Origin of the sequence: Streptomyces zagrosensis (assembly GCF_014203645.1) — a bacterium.
GTDB lineage: Bacteria > Actinomycetota > Actinomycetes > Streptomycetales > Streptomycetaceae > Streptomyces > Streptomyces zagrosensis.
The window spans coordinates 261,258-281,826 of the sequence record NZ_JACHJL010000003.1 but is presented as its reverse complement, the minus strand read 5'-3'; the positions used below and the strand labels follow the sequence as shown (position 1 = coordinate 281,826).

Annotated in this window: 12 protein-coding genes and 2 pseudogenes; 4 read left to right on the top strand and 10 right to left on the bottom strand. The window is 71.7% G+C overall.

The annotated features are described in order from the left end of the window. Positions 1-159: 159 nt before the first annotated feature. From FHS42_RS08080 to FHS42_RS08050, 7 genes and pseudogenes are all read right to left on the bottom strand, one after another. The gene (locus FHS42_RS08080) at positions 160-786 is read right to left on the bottom strand and encodes a TetR/AcrR family transcriptional regulator (RefSeq protein ID WP_184570304.1); all 627 of its coding nucleotides are present in this window, start codon (positions 784-786) and stop codon (positions 160-162) included. 182 nt (positions 787-968) lie between these two features. Then, positions 969-1,787, bottom strand: a pseudogene (locus FHS42_RS08075) (enoyl-CoA hydratase-related protein); the annotation flags it as partial. 249 nt (positions 1,788-2,036) lie between these two features. Then, a complete protein-coding gene (locus tag FHS42_RS08070) occupies positions 2,037-3,200 on the bottom strand; it encodes an acyl-CoA dehydrogenase family protein (RefSeq protein ID WP_184570302.1) in 1,164 nt (387 codons plus the stop codon). Between the two features lie 113 nt (positions 3,201-3,313). Then, positions 3,314-5,398, bottom strand: a complete 2,085-nt coding sequence (locus FHS42_RS08065; protein WP_184570711.1) for an acetyl/propionyl/methylcrotonyl-CoA carboxylase subunit alpha — start codon at positions 5,396-5,398, stop codon at positions 3,314-3,316. A gap of 28 nt (positions 5,399-5,426) precedes the next feature. Next, positions 5,427-7,025 carry an acyl-CoA carboxylase subunit beta gene (locus FHS42_RS08060; RefSeq protein ID WP_184570300.1) on the bottom strand — a complete coding sequence of 533 codons (1,599 nt, stop codon included), beginning with the start codon at positions 7,023-7,025 and terminating at the stop codon, positions 5,427-5,429. Further along, positions 7,022-8,815, bottom strand: coding sequence for an acyclic terpene utilization AtuA family protein (locus FHS42_RS08055; protein ID WP_312866794.1), 1,794 nt, complete (start codon positions 8,813-8,815; stop codon positions 7,022-7,024). The genes FHS42_RS08060 and FHS42_RS08055 overlap by 4 nt, the downstream gene beginning before the upstream one ends. 293 nt (positions 8,816-9,108) lie before the next feature. Beyond that, a pseudogene (locus FHS42_RS08050) lies at positions 9,109-9,879 on the bottom strand (TIGR03084 family metal-binding protein); the annotation flags it as partial. A gap of 646 nt (positions 9,880-10,525) precedes the next feature. Here FHS42_RS08050 and FHS42_RS08045 point away from each other — a divergent pair. From FHS42_RS08045 to FHS42_RS08030, 4 genes are all read left to right on the top strand, one after another. Beyond that, a complete protein-coding gene (locus tag FHS42_RS08045; RefSeq protein ID WP_184570294.1) occupies positions 10,526-10,918 on the top strand; it encodes a hypothetical protein in 393 nt (130 codons plus the stop codon). Positions 10,919-11,484: 566 nt separating this feature from the next. Beyond that, the gene (locus FHS42_RS08040) at positions 11,485-12,096 is read left to right on the top strand and encodes a carbonic anhydrase (RefSeq protein WP_184570292.1); all 612 of its coding nucleotides are present in this window, start codon (positions 11,485-11,487) and stop codon (positions 12,094-12,096) included. 157 nt (positions 12,097-12,253) lie between these two features. Then, positions 12,254-13,867, top strand: coding sequence for a SulP family inorganic anion transporter (locus FHS42_RS08035; protein WP_184570290.1), 1,614 nt, complete (start codon positions 12,254-12,256; stop codon positions 13,865-13,867). 306 nt (positions 13,868-14,173) lie between these two features. Further along, a complete protein-coding gene (locus tag FHS42_RS08030) occupies positions 14,174-14,743 on the top strand; it encodes a GNAT family N-acetyltransferase (RefSeq protein WP_184570709.1) in 570 nt (189 codons plus the stop codon). Positions 14,744-14,881: 138 nt separating this feature from the next. Here the strand turns inward: FHS42_RS08030 and FHS42_RS08025 are convergent, their stop codons facing one another. The 3 genes from FHS42_RS08025 to FHS42_RS08015 form a co-directional block, all read right to left on the bottom strand. After that, the gene (locus FHS42_RS08025) at positions 14,882-15,733 is read right to left on the bottom strand and encodes an antibiotic biosynthesis monooxygenase (RefSeq protein WP_184570288.1); all 852 of its coding nucleotides are present in this window, start codon (positions 15,731-15,733) and stop codon (positions 14,882-14,884) included. 269 nt (positions 15,734-16,002) lie between these two features. Beyond that, positions 16,003-18,867, bottom strand: a complete 2,865-nt coding sequence (locus tag FHS42_RS08020; RefSeq protein WP_184570707.1) for an FAD-binding and (Fe-S)-binding domain-containing protein — start codon at positions 18,865-18,867, stop codon at positions 16,003-16,005. 327 nt (positions 18,868-19,194) lie between these two features. Further along, positions 19,195-20,070: a putative protein N(5)-glutamine methyltransferase gene (locus tag FHS42_RS08015; RefSeq protein ID WP_184570286.1), complete on the bottom strand. Its 876-nt coding sequence runs from the start codon at positions 20,068-20,070 to the stop codon at positions 19,195-19,197. Positions 20,071-20,569 lie beyond the last annotated feature (499 nt).

Sequence of the window (20,569 nt, the reverse complement as noted above, 5' to 3'; positions counted from 1 at the left end):
CCCGCTCCGCGGCGGCGCTGGGTGGCCGTGCCGGGTGGCCCGCACGTCAGGCGGGAGGATCACCGTTCCTGTGACGGTGCCGGGCGCCGTGCCGTGCCGTGCCGTGGTGGAGACGACATGGCGGCCTACCGGCGCGTTGCCGTGATTGCGGCCCGCCGCTCAACTCCGCGTCAGCACCTCGTGGATCAGCCGGGCCCACTGGGTGACGACGCGCTCGCGGCGGGAGGCGTCGTCCGTCAGGAGGTTGGCCAGGCCCAAGCCCCGGGCCATGTCGAGGAGGCCCTGCACGGTCTCCCGTACGCCCGGAACGCCCTCGTCCGCGCCCAGCAGCTCCACCGCCATCCGGTGGCTCTCGCGGCCGATGCGCGCCTCAAGTGCCGTGACTCGGAAGCCCAGTTGTGGCTCGTTGGATGCCGCTACCCACAGTTGGAGCGCGGCCCGGAACAGCGGCCCCGTATAGAGGCTGATCAGGGCGTCCACGACGGCATGGGTGCGCTCGGGGCCGTCGCGGTCCGGGGAGTTCATGGCGTGGGCCAGCAACGCGCGCAGCGCCGCCGAGCGCTCCTCGGCCACATGCTCGACGGCCGCCGTGAACAGGTCCTCGCGGGTGGGGAAGTGGTGCTGCGCGGCGCCGCGCGACACACCCGCACGCTCGGCGACCACCGACACCGTCGAGCCCGCCCAGCCGTGTTCGGCCAGGCAGGAAACGGCGGCCTCAAGCAACCGCTGCCGGGTGGCGCGGCTACGGTCCTGCTTCGGGTCGCGCAGGGCGGGGCGAGTGGTCAACGGGATTCCTCCGCGGTGGTTGCGGAAACCGACGCCTGCGGTACGGAGGCTGTCGGCTGCGATGCGGGCGCCGCCGGTGATGTGGCGGACGCTGCCGGCGGTGCAGCGTGCGGCGGCGCCGGCGGTGTGGCGGACGCTGCCGGTGGTGTCTGCGGTGTGGCGGGTTCGTGGGCCGTGGCGGCGACCGCCCACGCCGGGTCGCGGCGTTCCAGGAACGCGGTCATCCCTTCGCGGGCCTCGGCCGAGCCGAAGAGCCGCGCCGACTGCCGCGCCAGCGCCGCGGTGTCCCGGTCGAAGGCCCGTACCACCTCGGCGGTCGCCAGGCGCTTGGACTCGGCGAGCCCTTGCGGGGAACCGCGCCGCAGTCCGTCCAGGACCGGCGCAAGGACCTGGTCCGGGTCGCCGGCCAGGGTCACCAGGCCGATTCGGGCCGCCTCCGCCGCGTCGAACCGCTCGCCGGTGAGGTAGTAGCGGCCCGCCGCCCGTGGGTCGAGTCGGGGCAGCAGTGGCATGGAGATGACGGCGGGCGCCAGGCCCAGCCTGGCCTCGGTGAAAGCGAAGCTCGCCGCGTCGCCCGCCGCCGAGATGTCACACGCGCCCAGCAACCCGAGGCCGCCGGCCCGTACGTGTCCGGTGACCCGGGCGACCACCGGCACCGGCAGTTCCACGATGGTGCGCATCAGGTGGGCGAGGCCGAGCGGGCCCGCTACGGGGACGGCTGCGTCGGCTGCGGCACCCCCAGCGGGCACGGCTCCCCCAGCGGACCCAGCGGGCACAGCGGCCCCCACAGGCGCAGCGCCCCCGGCAGGCCCGGTGCCCCCGGCAGATACCGCCTCGCTCAGGTCGGCGCCCGCGCAGAACGTGTTGCCGGTGTGGCTCAGCAGCACCGCCCGGGTGTTCGGGTCAGCGGCGGCGGCCCGCAGCCCCGCGAGGAGTTCGGTCACCAGGCGGGCCGACAGGGCGTTGCGGTTGTGCGGCGAGTCAAGGGTGAGCGTGGCGATGCCACGATCGTGCCCGCGCCGTACGAGGGGCTCGGGGTGTACGAGGGGCTGCGGCGCTGGGGGCTCGGGCTGCTCGCTGGCCGGCGCCGCTGAGTCCCCCTGGCTCGGCTGGTTCCCCGTGTCCCGCTGGTCCTTCTTGTTTCGCTGGTCAGGCGCGTTGCTCATCGGTACGCCGGCCTCCTTCCTCGTCTGTCGGGCCCTCCCGGCACACCCGCGGCGTGCCGGGAGGGCCCGTACGCGCGTGGTCGATCAGTACGACTTGGGGAGGCCAAGCGTGGTGTGGGAGACGAAGTTCAGGATCATCTCTCGGCTGACCGGTGCGATGCGCGCCACCCGCGCGCCGGTGATCAGCGAGGCGAGCCCGTACTCCGTCGCGAGGCCGTTGCCGCCGAGCGTGTGCACGGCCTGATCGACGGCCTTTACGGTCGCCTCCCCTGCCGCGTACTTCGCCATATTGGCCGCCTCCCCAGCCCCCATGTCGTCGCCCGCATCGTAGAGGAAGGCCGCTTTCTGCATCATCAGCCGGGCCAGTTCCAGCTCGATGTGTGATTGGGCCAGCGGGTGGGCGATGGCCTGGTGGGCGCCGATTGGGGTCTTCCACACCTGCCGTGTGGTGGCGTAATCGACGGCCGTGGTCAGTGCGTAACGCGCCATACCGAGGCCAAAGGCCGCGGTCATGATGCGCTCGGGGTTGAGCCCGGCGAAGAGTTGAAGGAGGCCGGCGTCCTCGTCGCCGACGAGCGCGTCGGCGGGCAGCCGCACCTCGTCGATGGTCAGCTCGAACTGCTTCTCCGGCGCCGAGACCTCCATCGGGATCTGCCGGTACCCGAACCCCGGGGCCTCGCGCGGGACGATGAACAAGCAGGGCTTGAGCTTGCCGGTGCGGGAGTCCTCGGTACGGCCGACGATCATGGTCGCGTCGGCGATGTCCACGCCCGAGATGAAGACCTTGCGGCCGGTCAGCAACCAGTCGTCACCGTCCCTGCGTGCGGTGGTGGTGATGCGGTGCGAGTTGGAGCCCGCGTCGGGCTCGGTGATGCCGAAGGCCATCTTGCGGGAGCCATCGGCCAGGCCCGGAAGCCACGTCCGCTTTTGGTCTTCGGTGCCGAAGCGGGCGATGACGGTGCCGCAGATGGCGGGCGAGACGACCATGAGGAGCAGCGGGCAGCCTGCTGCGCCCAACTCTTCGAGGACGATTGACAGCTCGGCTATGCCGCCGCCTCCGCCGCCGTACTCTTCGGGCAGATTGACGCCGAGGTAACCGAGCTTGCCGGCCTCGGCCCACAACTCGTCGGTGTGCTTGCCCTCGCGGACGACGGTTTCCATGTACGAGCGGCCATAGCGGGCGCCCAAGGCGGCCACGGCCGCACGCAGCGCGCGGTGCTCTTCGGATTCGATCAGGGCGTTGCTCATGGGACGAAGTCCTCCTCGGTACGGGTTCAGGTGGGGTTGGGGCCCGGGGTGTGGGGTGTGCGGGGTGTGCGGGGTGCGGGGTGCGGGGTGTGCGGGGTGCGGTGGGGCCGGGGTCAGTCGGATACGACGGCGAGGAGTGCGCCCACCTCTACCTGCTGGCCCGGGGCGACGGGCAGCGCCGCCAAGGTTCCGGAGGCGGGGGCGATGATCTTGTGTTCCATCTTCATCGCCTCCAGCCACAGCAGGGGCTGCCCGGCCTGCACGGCGTCGCCCACGGCGGCATTGGCGAGCCGGATGACCGTGCCCGGCATGGGCGCGAGCAGCGACCCCGGCTCGGTACGGGCGGTGGGGTCGGGGAAGCGCGGGAGGGGGGTGAGGGCATACGAGACGTACGAGGTGTACGCGGTGTACGAGGTGTACGAGGCGCACGAAGGAGCCCGGCCGCCCGCGCCCCGGCTCGGGCCCGCCCCGGGGTCCGAGCCCGAGCCCGGTCCCTGTGTGGCCCCGCCCGGCAGCCGCGGCACGTCCACGTACACCGAGCCGTCCTCGTACGCGAAAACAGCGAACTGCCGCCGCACGCCGCCCACTTCGAGCACGACCAGGCTTCGGGTCGCCGAGAGGCAGTGGACGTCGGGCAGTCCATCGGCGGTGAGGCCGTCGCGGGTGTGCCGGTAGCGGATCTCGTGTTCCGTGCCGTCCGGCTCCAGGCGGTAGGTCTTGGTCTGCGGCTGGGAGGGGACGTTGCGCCAGCCGCCGAAGCGGGAGCGCCCGCAGGCGTCGGCCAGCGCCGCGGCGAGCGCGGCCACTCGCGTCTCGTTGTCGTCCGGGGCCGCGGTCAGCGCGTCGAGGTGGCGCTCGTAGAAGCCGGTGTCCAGCTGGGCGGCGATGAATTCGGGGTGCCGCAGGGACCGTACGAGCAGCTCGCGGTTGGTGACCGGGCCGTGTACCCGGGAGCGTTCCAGGGCGTGGGCGAGACGGCGAATGGCCTCAGCGCGGGTGGGGGCCCAGGCGATGACCTTGGCGAGCATCGGATCGTAATGGATGCCGATGGTGTCCCCGGCGCCGAACCCCGAGTCAACGCGCAGTCCCGACAGCCCCGACAGCCCCGCCGGCACCAGTGGCCCCGACAGTTCCGGCACCCCCGCCCCGGCCACCTCAAGCCGGTGCAGCACGCCCGTCTGCGGTTGCCAGTCACGGGCAGGGTCCTCCGCGTACAGCCGGGCCTCCACCGCATGCCCGGTGGGCTCCGGGGGTGCGGCGGGCAGCGCATGGCCCTCGGCTACCCGGAGTTGCAGGGCCACCAGATCGATGCCGTAAACGCACTCGGTGACCGGGTGTTCCACCTGGAGGCGGGTGTTCATCTCCAGGAAGTAGCCCCGGCCGCCGGGTGCGACCAGGAACTCGACCGTGCCCGCGCCCTGGTAGCCGATCGCCTCGGCCGCCTCGGTGGCGGCCGTGTGCAGCGCGGCGCGCAGTGCGGCCGGGAGCGCGGGCGCCGGGGCCTCCTCGATGACCTTTTGGTGGCGGCGCTGGAGCGAGCAGTCGCGGGTGCCGAGCACCCACACCGTGCCGTGCGCGTCCGCGAGGATCTGCACCTCGACATGGCGCCCGTTCTCCACGTACGGCTCGGCGAACACCTCGCCGTCCCCGAAGGCCGAGGCCGCCTCGGTGCTGGCGGCGGCCAGCGCGCTTGGCAGGTTGGAGAGTTCGCGTACGAGCCGCATGCCGCGCCCGCCGCCACCGGCCGCCGCCTTGACCAGGAGCGGCAGGTCAGCGGCGGTGGCGTCCTCGGCCCTCACGGGCGCGAGGAGCGGTACGCCGGCGTCCGCCATGATCTCCTTGGCCCGGGTCTTGGAGGCCATCGACGCGATGGCCGCGGGGGGTGGGCCGACCCAGATCAGCCCGGCGTCGGTGACGGCGCGGGCGAAGTCGGGGTTCTCGGAGAGGAAGCCGTAGCCAGGATGGACGGCGTCCGCACCGCAGGTCAGGGCGGCTGCTACGAGGAGGTCGCCGCGTAGGTACGTATCCGCTGGGGCGTTGCCCGGCAGGTGGAAGGCCGCGTCCGCCTCGCGGGTGTGGGGTGCGTCGGCGTCCGCGTCGGAGTAGACCGCGACGGTGGCGATGCCGAGTTCGCGGCAGGTGCGGAAGATGCGGCGGGCGATTTCACCGCGGTTGGCGACGAGCAGGGTGCTGATCACTGATGCCTCAGATCCGGTCACTGGTGCCTCACATCCGGAAGACGCCGAAGCCGCCACGCGCGCCTTCGACCGGCGCGTTGTGGATGGCCGACAGGCACATGCCGAGGACGGTGCGGGTGTCGCGGGGGTCGATGACGCCGTCGTCGTACAGCCGCCCGGACAAGAACATCGGCAGCGATTCGGACTCGATCTGCTGCTCCACCATGGTGCGCAGCGCGGCGTCGCCCTCGTCGTCGTAGGGCTGGCCCTTGGCTGCGGCCGATGCGCGGGCGACGATCGACAGCACGCCCGCGAGCTGCTGCGGGCCCATCACGGCGGACTTGGCGCTGGGCCAGGCGAACAGGAAGCGGGGGTCGTACGCCCGGCCGCACATGCCGTAGTGGCCGGCGCCGTAGGAGGCGCCCATCAGGACGGACAGGTGCGGGACCGTGGAGTTGGACACCGCGTTGATCATCATCGCGCCGTGCTTGATGATGCCGCCCTGCTCGTACTCCTTGCCGACCATGTAACCGGTGGTGTTGTGCAGGAAGACCAGCGGGATGTCGCGCTGGTTGGCGAGCTGGATGAACTGGGCGGCCTTTTGTGACTCGGCCGAGAACAGCACGCCCTGCGCATTGGCGAGGATGCCGATCGGATAGCCGTGCAGCGTGGCCCAGCCGGTGGCCAGGCTCGGCCCGTACAGCGGCTTGAACTCGTCGAAGTCCGAGCCGTCCACGACCCGGGCGATGACCTCGCGCGGGTCGAAGGGGACCTTCAGGTCGCCGGGGACGATGCCGAGGAGTTCGTTTTCGTCGTACTTCGGTGGGGCCGCGGGTGGCGGATCGGCGTGCGCCTTGGACCAGTTGAGGCGGGCGACGACGCGCCGGGCCTGGCGCAACGCGTCCAGTTCGTCCAGCGCGAAGTAGTCGGCGAGCCCGGAGGTGCGGGCGTGCATCTCGGCGCCGCCCAGCGACTCGTCGTCGCTCTCCTCGCCGGTGGCCATCTTGACCAGCGGCGGGCCGCCGAGGAAGACCTTTGCCCGCTCCTTGACCATGATGGTGTGGTCGGACATGCCGGGGACGTACGCGCCGCCGGCCGTCGAGTTCCCGAACACCACGGCAAGGGTGGGGATGCCGGCCGCTGACAACTGGGTGATGTCCCGGAACAGGGCACCACCGGGGATGAAGATCTCCTTTTGGCTGGGCAGATCGGCGCCGCCCGATTCGACGAGCGCCACGCACGGCAGCCGGTTGGCGCGGGCGATCTCGTTGGCGCGCAGCGCCTTCTTGAGCGTCCAGGGGTTGCTGGCACCGCCGCGTACGGTCGCGTCGTTGGCGGTGATCAGGCACTCGACGCCCTCGATGACGCCGATGCCGGTGACCAGCGCGGCGCCGATGGCGTAGTCGCTGCCCCAGGCCGCCAGCGGGGACAGCTCCAGGAACGGTGTGTCGGGGTCGGTGAGCAGCTCGATACGCTCGCGGGCCAGCAACTTGCCGCGCCCCCGGTGCCTGGCGATGTACTTTTCGCCGCCGCCGGCGATCGCCTTGGCGTGTTCGGTTTCGACGTCGGCGAGCTTGCCGAGCATCGCCTCCTTGTTGGCGGCGTACTCGGCGCTCATCACATCGAGCGCCGACGCGAGGACGGTCACAACAACACCTCCGGTATGTCCAGTTGCCGTGCGCGCAGCCACTCGCCTACGGCCTTGGCCTGGGGATCGAACCGGGCCTGCGCGGCGACGCCCTCACCGAGCAGCCCGTCGATGAGGAAGTTGAGCGCGCGCAGCTCGGGCAGTACGTGTCGGGTGATCGGCAGTGTGGCCGTCTCGGGCAGCAGGGCACGCAGCCGCTCGACGGTCAGCTCATGGGCCAGCCAGCGCCAGGCGTCATCGGTGCGCGCCCACAACCCGACGTTGGCGCTGCCACCCTTGTCGCCGCTGCGGGCGCCGACGATCAGCCCGAGCGGGGCCCGCCGGGTGGGCAGCCCGGCCGGCAACGGCTCGGGTAGCGGCGGCTGTTCGACGTCGGCCAGGGCCCGGGTCAGCGCGGGCGGGATGATCGCCAGCCGCTGCCCATCGGGCAACACGGTGGTGTGCTCGACGCTGTCGGCGGGCAGGAACGCGGCCTCGAAGACGCCGTACGGGGCGCCCTTGGCGGGCGGGGCGCTCACCTGGAAGCCGGGATAGCTGGCGAGGGCCAGCTCGACGGCCGCCCCGCTCAGCGCCCGCCCCACCGAGTCCGGCTGCGGGTCGCGCACCACGAGCCGCAGCAGCGCGCTGGCCTCCTCTTGTACGGCGGCGTCGGCGCGGTCGGTACGGGCCAGGGTCCACCGCACATCGGCGGGCCGCTGTCCGGCGAGCGCGTCCTCGATCTGCTCCCGTAGGAGGGAGGCCTTGGCCTCGATGTCGAGGCCGGTCAGCACGAACACGACCTCGTTACGCCAGCCGCCCAACCGGGTCAGCCCCACCTTGAGGTCGGGCGGCGGCGCCTCGCCGCGCACGCCCGTGATTCGCACCCGGTCGGGCCCGTCCTGTGCGAGGCGCAGCGTGTCGAGCCGGGCGGTGACGTCGGGTCCGGCGTAGCGCGCGCCCTGCGTCTCGTACAGGAGTTGCGCCGTGACGGTCTCGGTGGTGACGGCGCCGCCCGTGCCCGGGTGCTTGGTGATCACGCAGGAGCCATCTGCGTGGATCTCGGCGAGCGGGAAGCCGGGGCGGTACGGGCCGCTGCGCGCGCGGCGCGGGCCGCACGGGGGTGCGGGTGTGGGCGCGGACACGGCTCCGGATGCGGGCACGGCTCCGGGTGCGGGCACGGCGATGTGCTCGGTGAAGAACGCGTAGTTGCCGCCGGTGGCCTGTGCGCCGCACTCCAGCACGTGGCCGGCGACCACGGCCCCGGCCAGCGTGTCCCAGTCGTCGTCGGCCCAGCCGAAGTGGGCGGCGGCCGGACCGCTGACCAGCGCGGCATCGGTGACCCTGCCGGTGACCACGACGTCGGCGCCACCGCGTAGACCGGCGGCGATGCCCGCGCCGCCGAGGTAGGCGTTAGCCGTGAGTGCGCCCTCGCCCCAGCCCTCGCGCTGCGCGCGGGCCAGCACGTCATCGCCCTCCACATGGGCAACGCGCACCGGCACCCCGACCCGGTCGGCGAGTTCGCGTATGGCATCGGCGAGCGCGGCCGGATGGAGGCCGCCCGCGTTCGTGACGAGGCGTACGCCGTGCTCGATCGCGAGCCCAAGCCCCTCCTCCAACTGCCGCAGAAAGGTCTTGGCGTAACCGCGCGAGGGGTCCTTCAACCGGTCCCTGCCGAGGATGAGCATGGTGAGCTCGGCCAGGTAGTCCCCGGTCAGCACGTCCAGCGGGCCACCGGTCAGCATCTCGCGCAGGGCGTCGAAGCGGTCGCCGTAGAACCCCGAGGCGTTCCCGATCCGCAGCGGTGCCGCCACCCGCGGCCTGCCCCCGCCGTGCGCCGACTCTTGCGCCGGCTCCCACACTGCCCTCGCGCTCATGCGCCGGCACCTTCCTGACCATCTGGCCGCGTGGCCGCGGGGCTCGGCATCCGATCCGCTGGCTGGGTCGTTGGTGGAAGCGCTGGCTCGTGCGCCATTCGGCCCGCTGGCTGGGTCGCGTCCGGTGCTGGCGGCTGGTCCGCGCTGGGCCATGTCGGCTGCCCCACCGCCCTGTCGCTGCTGCCGCCGCTGCCGCCGGCTGTCGCCGCTGCCGCACGCTGCCCGGCGGGGCGGCCCGCGCCCGGTGGGCCCGCGAACGCCTGGGCGATCTCCAACCAGCGCCGCGCGTCGGGCCCTTCGGCCCGTAGCGCCAGGTCGTCGCGGTGCGCCCGCTGGGTGACGAGCAGGCAGAAGTCCAGGGCGCGCCCGGTGACGCGCTGGGCGGCGCCGGGGGGCCCGTAGGTCCACAGGGTGCCGCCGGGGGCGACCAGTTCGACGCGGAACTCCTCGACTGGTTGGGGGAGTTGGCGTACGAGATAGGCATAGTCGCGGGCTCGTACGCCGATATGGGCCACATGCCGCAGCCGTGCGGTGGGTGCGCGCCACACGTCGAGCGCGTCCGCCACGTCCTGGCCGTGCGCCCAGGTCTCCATCAGCCGGGCGGTTGCCATCGAGGCGGCCCCCATCGGCGGCCCGTACCAGGGGAGTTTCACCCCCTCCGGCTGCGCGGCGAGCAGGTCGAGCAGCGCGGCCCGGCCGGCGCGCCAGCGGGCGAGGAGCGCGGCAGGCGGCTCGGCCGCGCCTTGTTCGGCGCCCGCGGCTACGAAGCGCTCCGGCTCCGCGCGGGACTTCTCGACCTCCCGCGCGAACGCCTCGGGCGCGGTAGCAGCCTCGGTCGCGCGGTCATCGGTCCAGGCCAGGTGGGCGATCTGGTGCGCGATGGTCCAACCCGCCGCGGGCGTGGGCCTGGCCCACTGGTCGGAATCGAGCCCGGCGACCAGCGCGTCCAGGGCGTCGCCCTCGGCGCGTAGATCGTCGAGTAGGGCTGCAGTATCGGCCACGGTGCGCTCTCCTCGTCACGGCTTCGGCATCGGCCCGTGCGGGCGGCGGGTTCGTACCGGCAACGGGGTTCGTACCGGCAGCGGTCCGTACCGGCAGCGGGAGGGGCCCGCCCTGCGCGCCGTGACGGCCCGCAGTACGGCGTGCGCCGCGGGGCGTGAGTCCCCCGGCGAGAACGAGCGTGGCAGCACCAAAAGAAACAAGCAAGCGTGATTGCATTATTTTCAGATCGTCAGGTTCACCCGACCGGAGCAAACGGTGAACACCACACGCCCCCTACCACTCCCCCTGCCGCCCCCTAAATGAAGCCGTGCGAAAAGATTCGGGCGAATTGCATGGCCGAATAACGCCAGGTGAGCGACGTCACGGCCCACTTACGCCCTACCGCACCCAAGCGGTTACGCGCCAACTGACCCGATATGTACGCATGTTGATCTACGCCCGATGCCATAAGCGCAGGTCACCAGCGCTCTACGCGTGCGTATTCCGGGTTTTTCTCCCCACCTCGGAAACATGACGTTTACCTCAGCGTCCCCGCGCTCTCGACTGTCGCGCTATACGCTGATCGTCCTGGGCGAGAGCCGGGGCCACCCCTTACCAAGCCGGTGGTTTCCGACAGATCACCTGATCTCAGTTAAGGGCGAAGCAGTGGGACGAATCTGGGCAGCACGCGGCGCACTGGCGGCCATGGTCGCCAGCACGCTGCTAGTCGTGCTGTTGGGTGCTCCCACCGCCCAGGCAGCCGAGAGCGTGCCCTCGGCTCCGCAGAGCGCGAGCGCGGGGGTGACCGTGGAAGCCCCGAAGCTGTGCGAGGAGGTTTCGCGGCAAGAAGAGTTGCCCGCCAGGTCCTCCGCAGGTGGCCGACACGGCACCACGCAGAGCTCGCCGCTGAAGATGCGGCACGGCGGCTCGACGCCCCTGGCCACGATTGACCTCCCCTTTGACGCACGGGGAACAGGTGGGCCCAACTGCCCATCCCTGGGGCAGCGCAGACAGCACAGTGCGGTGCTGCCGACCATGCTGCAAGTCTTTCGCTGCTAGACAACAGCGTCAGACCACCGGACCGGCGCAAGCGTACGGACCGGCCTGACCCGGCGTTCATCCGGCGCACACCCGCACGCATCACTCGGGCCACCTAGGGCCCGTACAGCGATCACGCGTTGCCCCGGGTAGGGACGGCGGCTCGGCTGCTTCCTTCTGTTTCCTCGTCGTCGGCCCGGCCGCCCGAATCACCTCCCGAACCACCTCCCGAGCAGCGAGACCTTCGTGCGCCGCGCGCGCCACGGGCATGCCACCGCGTGCCTCCAGTGGCACCTCACGCCCCATCCCGGGCGCGGTAGCGACCAGCAAGGATGGCACCAACCTTCGGCCTTCACCTCGATGGTCTTGCTCGGACTGCTCCCTTTCGTCCGCCATGTATGGCCGTCGTGTCCGGCAGTCGCATGCGGCCGTCGTGTGAGACAGCCGTCTTCGGCCGTCGTCTTCGGCCCCGTCTTCGGCCGCGTCATCGCTCGCTTGGGGACGGCCCGTCTCGGGCTCCCCCGTGTGTGACCACCCGCCAGTTCGTACCGATGCGCACCCTCATACCAGCGCAGGAGGCAACTGACATGAAATCCCTCATCGACCACGCCCGTACCTTCCAGGACCAACTCAAGCAGCGCGGCGAACACCTGGCCCCGCTGGCCGCCGGACAGTCGCCGGAGGCGCTGTTCATCACCTGCTCCGACTCCCGGGTCATCCCGTCGCTCATCACCGGCGCCCGTCCGGGCGGGCTCTTCGAACTCCGTACGGCGGGCAACATCGTGCCCGAGTACCGCCCCGAGCGCCCCAGTGGCGAGACCGCCACCATCGAGTACGCGGTGGAGGTGCTGCGCGTCGCGGACATCATCGTGTGCGGCCACTCGCACTGCGGCGCAGTGGGAGCACTCGTACGCGGCGACGACCTGGCCGCCGTTCCCGCGGTCTCCGGCTGGCTCGCGCACGCCGCGGCCTCACCAACCGGCCCCGACGGTCCGCTGGAGCCCGGCGACCACGGCCCGGAGGTCGCCCGCCCGGTGCAGGCCCACGTACGGGCCCAGCTTGAGCGGCTACGCGGCTACCCCTGCGTCACGCGCCGCATGGCAGCGGGCGAGCTCACGCTGCATGGCTGGTTCTACGAGGTGCACACGGGCGCCGTGCTCGCGCACCAACCTGCCATCGACGACTTCCTCCCCCTGTGAGCCCCCGATGGCAGCCACTGACTCAACTGGGCCTCCCGACCGCCCCACCGACCCGATCGGCCCCGCTGACCTGACCGGTCCCGCTGCTCCAACAGGTCCAAGCACAACGTCCCATTCCCAACTCCCGAGCCACGACCCACCGCATCGCGAGGACACCATGCGCCCCACTGCCCTCACCCTGCGGCGTGACTTCGCCGCTTCCCTCGTCGTCTTTCTCGTCGCCCTGCCGCTCTGCGTCGGCGTCGCGGTCGCCTCCGGCGTCCCAGCCGAAGTAGGGCTGATCACCGGCATCGTCGGCGGCATTCTCACCGGGCTGCTCCCCGGCAGCAGCCTCCAGGTCAGCGGCCCTGCCGCGGGGCTGACCGTGCTCGTCTACGAAGCGGTCGAGACCTACGGGCTCGGCGCGCTCGGTGTCATCGTGCTGGCGGCCGGGTTGCTGCAACTGGCGCTCGGGGCGCTGGGCTGCGGCCGATGGTTCCGCGCCATCTCGGTCTCCGTCGTGGAAGGCATGCTCGCCGGCATCGGCCTGGTCATCATCGCCGGCCAGTTGTACGCGATGGGCGACCTCTCCGCCCCCAAGACCGGCATCGAGAAGATCACCGGGCTGCCGGGGCTGGTCGGCGACATCGCCGGAAGCAGTGACGCGTTGACGGCCTTCGCGGTCGGCGCCGCCGTGGTCGCGGTCCTGGTCGGCTGGCCGTATCTGCCCGCCAAGGTGCGCGTGGTGCCCGGCGCGCTGGCCGCCGTTCTGCTCGCAACCGGCGTGACCGCGCTGGCGAACCTGCCGATCGCCAAGGTGAAGGTGCAGGGTCTGGCCGACTCGGTGAACGTACCGGGCGCGGGCGACTTCGGTGACCTGGCACAGATCGGGATGCTGGGCACGATCGTGGCGTTCATGCTCATCGCGTCCGCCGAGAGCCTGTTCAGCGCGGCGGCGGTGGACCGACTGCACGACGGTCCGCGGACCGACTACGACAAGGAGCTGATGGCGCAGGGCGCGGGCAACGCGGTCTGTGGTGCGCTCGGCGCCCTGCCGATGACGGCCGTCATCGTACGCAGCGCCACCAACGTCCAGGCCGGGGCCGTCACCAAGGCGTCCCGGGTGCTGCACGGCGTGTGGCTGCTGCTGTTCGCCGCCCTGCTGCCCGCGGTACTTGGCCTGATCCCCATCGCGGCGCTCGCCGGCGTCCTGGTGCACGCGGGGTGGAAGCTGCTGCCCCTGGGACATCTGGGCCCCATGTGGCGTGAGCATCGGGGCGAGGCGATCATCCTTGGCGTCACGGCGGTGGCGATCGTCACGGTCAACATGTTCGAGGGCGTGCTGATCGGACTGGCCCTGTCCGTGATCAAGACGGCGTGGGAGACCTCCCACATCCACACCACGTCCACCGACACACCCAGCGGCACGATCCGCGTCACCCTGTCCGGCAACGCGACCTTCCTCCGGCTCCCGAAGATGCTCGACACCCTGGAGGCGCTGCCCAAGGACCGCCCGATCGAGCTCGACCTGTCGGGCCTGCGCCACCTCGACCACGCGTGCAGCACGGCTCTGACGAGTTGGGCCGAGCGGCACAACGACGAGGGAACAGTCCCCGTCCGGATAGCGGCAGGCACGCAGGTGACCGGCGCGCGACCGGACCACTCGCAGACCACGAGCGCCGAGCACGCCGGCACCCCACCGGAAGAAACCTCACCGAAAGGGACTCCCACGGCATCCAAAGAGGCCGCAAAAGGGGCAGCGGAGTCGGAGCGCGAGCGAGTGACGGCATAACCACGGACGTGCCGTCATCGGCGTGCGGTCACGGGCGTGCCGCTGTGCGTACGTGATGGCGTACGGGCTTACCGCCGTGCACAAGTGATGGCGTACGGGCCGGACTCGGCGATTGACCGCCGGGCTCGGCCCGTACGCATGCCGCGTCGTGGCATGCCGCAACGGGGCCAGGCGGGCGCGCCACACGGCAGGGGCGCGGGGAGCGCGGCGGTCGGCGGCGCTTCGGCAGCAACTCGGTTGGCGGCGCTGAGGAAAACCCAGTTGTCGGCGGCTGGGCTGCGGTGCTCGAATCAGGGCGTGAACGCCATGGAGACTGCCCGCATGCGGCTGCGCCGCTTCACCGAAGCCGACGCCGACGATCTCGCCGCCCTGCACGGTGACCCAGAGGTCATGCGCTACATCGACGATCCGGAGCCACGCAGCGTCATCACGCAGGAGATCCTGCCCGAGATTTTGCAGGAGTACGGGCAACTACCGAACGGCATGGGCCGGTTCGTTGCGGAGGAGCGGGAGAGCGGGGTCTTCTTGGGCTGGGTCTCGCTGCGGCCGGCCTCCAGCGTCGGACTCACAGGTGGCACCGAACTCGGCTACCGGCTGCGCCACGCCGTATGGGGCCACGGTTACGCGACCGAGGGCGCACGAGCGCTGGTGCGCCGGGGCTTCACGGAACTGAACCTGGACCGGGTGGTGGCCACCACCATGACCGTGAACGCCGGCTCCCGGCGGGTGCTGGAAAAGACCGGCTTGTCACTGGTGCGTACGTTCTTCGTGGAGTGGCCGGAGTACCTGGAGGGCGCCGAGCACGGCGACGTCGAGTACGAGCTCACGCGGGAGACATGGAGCGCACAAACGGTGCCCGGTGACCGTGACCGGTGACCGGCCACCGGTCGCGCGCCAACCGGCTTGAGCCCGGGGACGGGGGTACAGGGGGACGGGGGTACAGGGGGACGGGCTCGGGCCGATCCGGGGACTGGGTCCGCTCCCCGGGTCGGCCTCAGCCGCCGCGTACCCCAGTCACCGTTGGGGCGTCCCGCTCCAACTCAGGTGGTACCGCTTGAACCCCGTCGCCTTGAGGCCGGGGAAGGTCAACTGACTTCGCCACTGGTCGTCTTCCGCCGACTCTTCCGGGCTCTCGGTGTGCGTATCGTGGACGCCGGCGAGGGCATCGATGTGCGCCTGTTCGCTCACCCACTCCGCGTAGTTGAGCACCCGAGTGCCATCGGTGCTCACATGGAAGTGCGCGGCAAGCAGGCCATTGAAGGCATCATCGAGTTCGGCCTCGTCGCCATGGAACCAACCGTCCACCCAGCGGCGCAGCCGTTCCTCGTCCGGGCCGTCGAACTCGATCGATACGGCGATGACACACCCCGGCACCGGGGCGCCCACGCCGTCCGCTTCGGGTGTGAACGCGCTGCGGTAGCGGCGGTACGGGGTGACCCCGCTGCGCTCGATGCCAGGCACCGCGGCGTCGATCTCCTTCGCGTGCGGTACCTGCTGCCCGGCGCTGACATACGCGGCGCGTGCCGCCTCGTTCGTCCACTGCGCGAAGTGCGCCAGCGTCTCGCCATCGGTGGCGGTGTAGACGGTGTAGCTGAGCAAGTCGGGGGTCGGCCACGGCAACCGCTGCCAGGTGGCGGCAATGGCCTCCACGGCCGCACGCTGCCGCTCGGGCGTACCCACCCCCCAGGTGCTGAAGGTGACCAACTCGGCATCGAGCCTGGTGACGTCCGGCAGGGCGTACCGGGAATCAGAGCCGGAGCCGGTCCCCTTCGCCTGAGTCGGCGCCCCGCCCGTGCCTGTGCCTGCGCTTACGTCTGTACCTGCGTCTGCACCTGTGTTCACGTCTGCGTTTACGTCTGCGGTCATCGCCGGTCTCCTCGTCGTCAGGACGGTGTGCCACCGGTTGCGCATTCGGGTGGGGCCGCGGGGCACGGGGTGCGGGGGTTCACCATCCTGAAAGTTCAACCCTGGTTGAAGTCAACTGCCCACCGGCGGAGACGATGGCCACCACCTCATCCGGCCAACTTGCCGACTCAGCAGCACCCTTCGGCTACTCCGCCAGCACCCCCCGCTGCGCGAGCGCCGCGTCCCCACGCCCCCGCTGCGTGAGCGCCCCACCGACACGACTCCGCCCCTTACCGTGGTGCGGTTCCCCGCCCCTCGGCCAATGCCTCCGCCAGCACCTCGGCCAGGTGTCGTCCCCGCTGCCCGGCGAGTTGCTGAAGCTGCGTACGGCAGGAGAAGCCGTCTGCCAGCACCTCAGCATCGCCCGGCCGCTCCCGTACGGAGGGCAACAGCGCCTCCTCGGCGCAGGCCACCGAGACCTCGTAATGCCCGACCTCGAAACCGAAGTTGCCGGCGAGGCCACAACAACCGCCGCTGAGTTCGCCGGTCAGCCCGGCCCGCTCGCGTAGCGTGCGCTCGGCCGCATCGCCGAGCACCGCGTGCTGATGGCAGTGGGTCTGTCCGACGACGGGCCGATCCACGCGCGGCGGCTGCCAGTCGGGGGCGTACTGATCGAGGGCTTGCGCGAACGTGCGTACAGCAGAAGCAAGTTGGGCTGCGCGGGGCTCATCGGGACCCAGCAGTTCGGGCAGGTCGCTACACAGCGTCGCCGCGCAACTCGGTTCCAGAACCACCAGCGGCAGCCCCGCTTCCAGGGCCGGGGTGACGATGTCCAGGGTGCGACGCATCACCTTCTTGGCCCGGTCGAGCTGGCCGGTGGAAACCCAGGTCAGCCCGCAACACAGCGAACCACCGCCACCACCAGGTGGCACCACGACCCGTAGCCCCGCGTCCTCCAGTACCGCGACGGCGGCCCGACCAACGGATGCGGAGAGGTGGTTGGTGAAGGTGTCGGGCCACAGCACCACGGTCGCCTCGGACCGGCGCGCGCCCGTATCCGTAACCGCCCCCGTATCCGTAACCGCCCCCGTACGCGCCCGCTGCCGCGCCCGTTCCCGCCACCAGCGGGTGAACGGCACGGGGGCGACCTCCGGAATACTGCGCTCCGGTGCGATGCCGCCCATCCGCTTGACCAGCGCGGCGAGTAGCGCGACGCGGGACGCCGCATTGGCCGCAGGGGCCAGCCGTAGCGTGGCCGCGCCCCGCAGCCACAGCGGCAGCCAACCCATGGCGTAGTGCGCGGCCGGTCGCAGCCGCCCCGCGTAGTGGTGGTGCAGGAACTCCGCCTTGTACGTGGCCATGTCCACGCCCACCGGGCAGTCGCTGCGGCAGCCCTTGCAGGACAGACACAGATCGAGGGCGTCGCGCACCTCGGTGGAGCGCCAACCGTCCTCGATGACCTCGCCCGCCAACATCTCGTGCAGCAGCCTGGCCCGGCCCCGGGTCGAGTGCTGCTCCTCGCCGGTGGCCCGGTACGAGGGGCACATCACCGCGGACCCCGACACGCTCGTGTCCCGGCATTTCGCGACGCCCACGCAGCGCCGCACCGCGGCCGAGAAGTCCCCGCCGTCTTCCGGATAGCCGAACGCCACGTCCACCGGGCGACTGGGCAGCACCGCGAACCGCAGGTTCTCATCCATCCGGTGCGGTCGGGTCAGCATGCCCGGGTTCATGCCACCGGCCGGGTCCCACAGGTCCTTGAAGCGCTCGAAGAGGGCGACCAGCCGCGGCCCGTACATCGTCGGCAGCAACTCGGCGCGCGCCTGCCCGTCGCCGTGTTCGCCGGAGAGCGAGCCGCCGTGTGCGACGACGAGATGGGCGAGGTCCTGTGAGAAGTGCCGGAAGCGGGCGATGCCAGGCGCGGTCAGCAGGTCGAAGTCGATCCGTACGTGAATGCAGCCGTCGCCGAAGTGCCCGTACGGGGTGCCGCGGAGCCCGTGCTCTGCGAGCAAGGACCGGAAGTCACGGAGATAGCGGCCGAGTTGGGCGGGTGGCACGGCGCAGTCCTCCCAGCCGGGCCATGCCTCGCTGCCATCGGGCATGCGGGTCGCCGTGCCGGAGGCGTCCTCCCTGATGCGCCACAGGCTGCGCTGGTGGGCGGGGTCGGTGATGACGGCGGTGCCGGTGCAGGCCCCGGCAGCGCCACGGGCCAGCGCTTCGGCGTGCGCGCGGGCCTGCTTCGGGTCGTCCCCGCCGACCTCGACGAACAGCCAGGCGCCGCCCCTGGGCAGGGAGGCGGCGGCGAGCGGCCCAACCAGGTCACTCGCCATCCCTTCAACGGTCAGCGGACCGTACGGAAGGAGCGTGTGCGCGGCGTCGGCCGCACTGCTCTCCTCGGCGTACCCCAGGATCGCCAACGCCCGCGCCCGCGGCGCCGCCACCAGGCGCACCGTCGCCTCGCAGGCCACGCCCAGCGTGCCTTCACTGCCGGTGAAGGCGCGCGCCAAGTCGATGCCCTTTTCCGGGAGCAGCTCATCGAGCGCGTATCCGGAGATACGGCGCGGCAGCTCGGGAAAGCCCGTCCGCAGCAGCGCCAGATCCCCGTCCACCAGGGCACGCAGCCCGTCGCGTAGCCGGGTGGGTAGCGCGCCCAAGCTGCCCTGGCCGAGCCGTACCCGCTCGCCCCCGTACAGCAGCACCTCAAGCTCCCGCACATTGTCGGCGGTGGTCCCCCAGGCCACCGAGTGCGAGCCGCAGGAGTTGTTGCCGATCATGCCGCCGATGGTGCAGCGGCTGTGGGTGGACGGGTCGGGCCCGAAGGTGAGCCCGTGCGCGGCGGCGGCCGACCGCAGGTCATCGCAGATGACGCCGGGTTGGACGACGGCGGTGCGGGCCTCGGGGTCCAGGCGAATGACGCGGTTCAGATGCCGGGTCAGGTCCAGCACCACGCCGGTGCCGGTGGCCTGTCCGGCGATCGAGGTGCCGCCACCGCGCGGCACCACGGGCACGGCGTGCTCGCGGCAGACGGCCAGGGCCGCGGCGATGTCGTCGGCATCGCGTGGGGCGACGACGGCCAGCGGGACGCGGCGGTAGTTCGACGCGTCCATCGTCGTCAGCGCGCGGGCGGTGGCGTCGAACGCCACCTCACCCCGCATGGCGGCGCGCAGCGCCCGCGCGAGCTCATGGGCCCCATCGGTGCCCCGTTCGCCGCCCCGGCCCGCGCCCTGGCTCCCTCCGCAGCCCGCGCCTTCGCCCCCGGCTCCGCCCGGCCGCCGCTCGCCGGCTCCGTCCCCGTCCGGTTCTCTCCTCGTCTGCGCCATGCCCCCAGCGTGCACGCCGGCGCGTGTCCGCCATAGATCAACCCACGGGTTTCTGACCCCGACTTCTTGCCGGGGGTGACGCTGCACGGTCCCCCCGGCCAACGCCGCGTGCCCCGGAACATGGGCGCGGCGCACGGGAGCCGCCGCCCGTGGGCGGCGCGCCTACGCGGGCCCTGCTCGGGTGCCGATGACCACCGTGGCAGTCAATTCGTCCGACGTCGCCACGCGCGCCGTCAGCCCCGCGCGTACGAACGCGGCCACGGCCTCCGCGGCCTGCCCCTCGCTCGTCTCGACCAGCACACAACCACCGGGCGCCAACCAGTTTGGCGCGGCGGCGGCCACGCGGCGCAGCACGTCGAGCCCGTCCGCGCCGCCGTCCAGCGCCACCAGCGGCTCGTACTCACGCGCCTCCGATGGCAGCAACCCGACCGCGCCGGTGGGTACGTAGGGGACATTGGCGGCCAGTACCTCGATCCGCCCGCGCAGCGCACCGGGCAGCGGTGCGAACAGGTCGCCCACGTAGACCCGGCCGCCGAACGAAGAGACGTTACGGCTGGCGCAGCGCACCGCTACGGGGTCCACGTCAGCGGCGTACAGCTCAACGTCGGGCCCCAGCGCGGCGACGAGCGCGGCACCCACCGCACCCGTGCCGCAGCACAGGTCCACCACGACGGTGCGGCCAGCGGCGACCACGGCCCCGGCGCTGGGCAGGGCCTCGGCGGCACGCAAGGCGCGGGCGCGGGCGTGGGCGTGGGCGATGGCCTGCCGGACGAGGAATTCGGTACGGCGCCGGGGGACGAAGACCTCGGGGTCAACGGCGATCCGCAACCCGCAGAACTCGGCCCAGCCGAGCACGTGCTCCAACGGCAACCCGGCGACGCGCCGTCGCATCATGGCATCGAGCTCGTCCGGGGTACGGGCCGTGGAGAACAGCAGCCGCGCCTCGTCCTCGGCGAACACGCAACCAGCGGCTCGCAGCCTGCTGACGAGGGTGGAACGAGAAAGAGACGGGGACAAGGGAGAAGAAGAAACCGGCATGAGAACCTCTCGGGACGCCTGATGGGGCTCCCTGGGTCCATCTATGCCCGACGGACCGCACATTCGCGAGTGGGGAGCACCCGACCTGACACAGCGGTAATGGGGCTCACCTCCTCGTCCGTCCACTGCTGGAGCGCGCCACTGTACCGGACCCCTATTCGACCCGGTCCGACGCCCCGCCGAGCGTCGTTTCGGGCGTCGGGTGGGGTCCGGGCTCGCACCGGACGGTGCGTCGGGTGGTGCGTCGGGTGGGGAGTCCGCGTCGGGCCGTACGTCGTCTGTTGGCCTGGAAGCCGCTCACATCCGATGGCCCAAGTGAGGCCCGGTGGACGCGCGCACTCGCACGGGAGTAGACCTACGGATGGCCATCCACTGAGCCGAGAACCGGCGTGCGCGTTGCGCTTTCAGACGGGTCGGTCGGTCGAACGGTTCACAGGGAGCCCGGCGAGAGGGAAACAGTGATCAGCATCATTGAGTCCAACGGCGGAGACGGTTTGCC

Coding starts and splice junctions, on each gene's coding strand:
- FHS42_RS08040 (WP_184570292.1), top strand. CDS start 11,485: ATGAAATCCCTCATCGACCACGCCCGTACCTTCCAGGACCAACTCAAG.
- FHS42_RS08015 (WP_184570286.1), bottom strand. CDS start 20,070: ATGCCGGTTTCTTCTTCTCCCTTGTCCCCGTCTCTTTCTCGTTCCACC.
- FHS42_RS08035 (WP_184570290.1), top strand. CDS start 12,254: ATGCGCCCCACTGCCCTCACCCTGCGGCGTGACTTCGCCGCTTCCCTC.
- FHS42_RS08070 (WP_184570302.1), bottom strand. CDS start 3,200: ATGAGCAACGCCCTGATCGAATCCGAAGAGCACCGCGCGCTGCGTGCG.
- FHS42_RS08025 (WP_184570288.1), bottom strand. CDS start 15,733: ATGACCGCAGACGTAAACGCAGACGTGAACACAGGTGCAGACGCAGGT.
- FHS42_RS08030 (WP_184570709.1), top strand. CDS start 14,174: ATGGAGACTGCCCGCATGCGGCTGCGCCGCTTCACCGAAGCCGACGCC.
- FHS42_RS08020 (WP_184570707.1), bottom strand. CDS start 18,867: ATGCGGGGTGAGGTGGCGTTCGACGCCACCGCCCGCGCGCTGACGACG.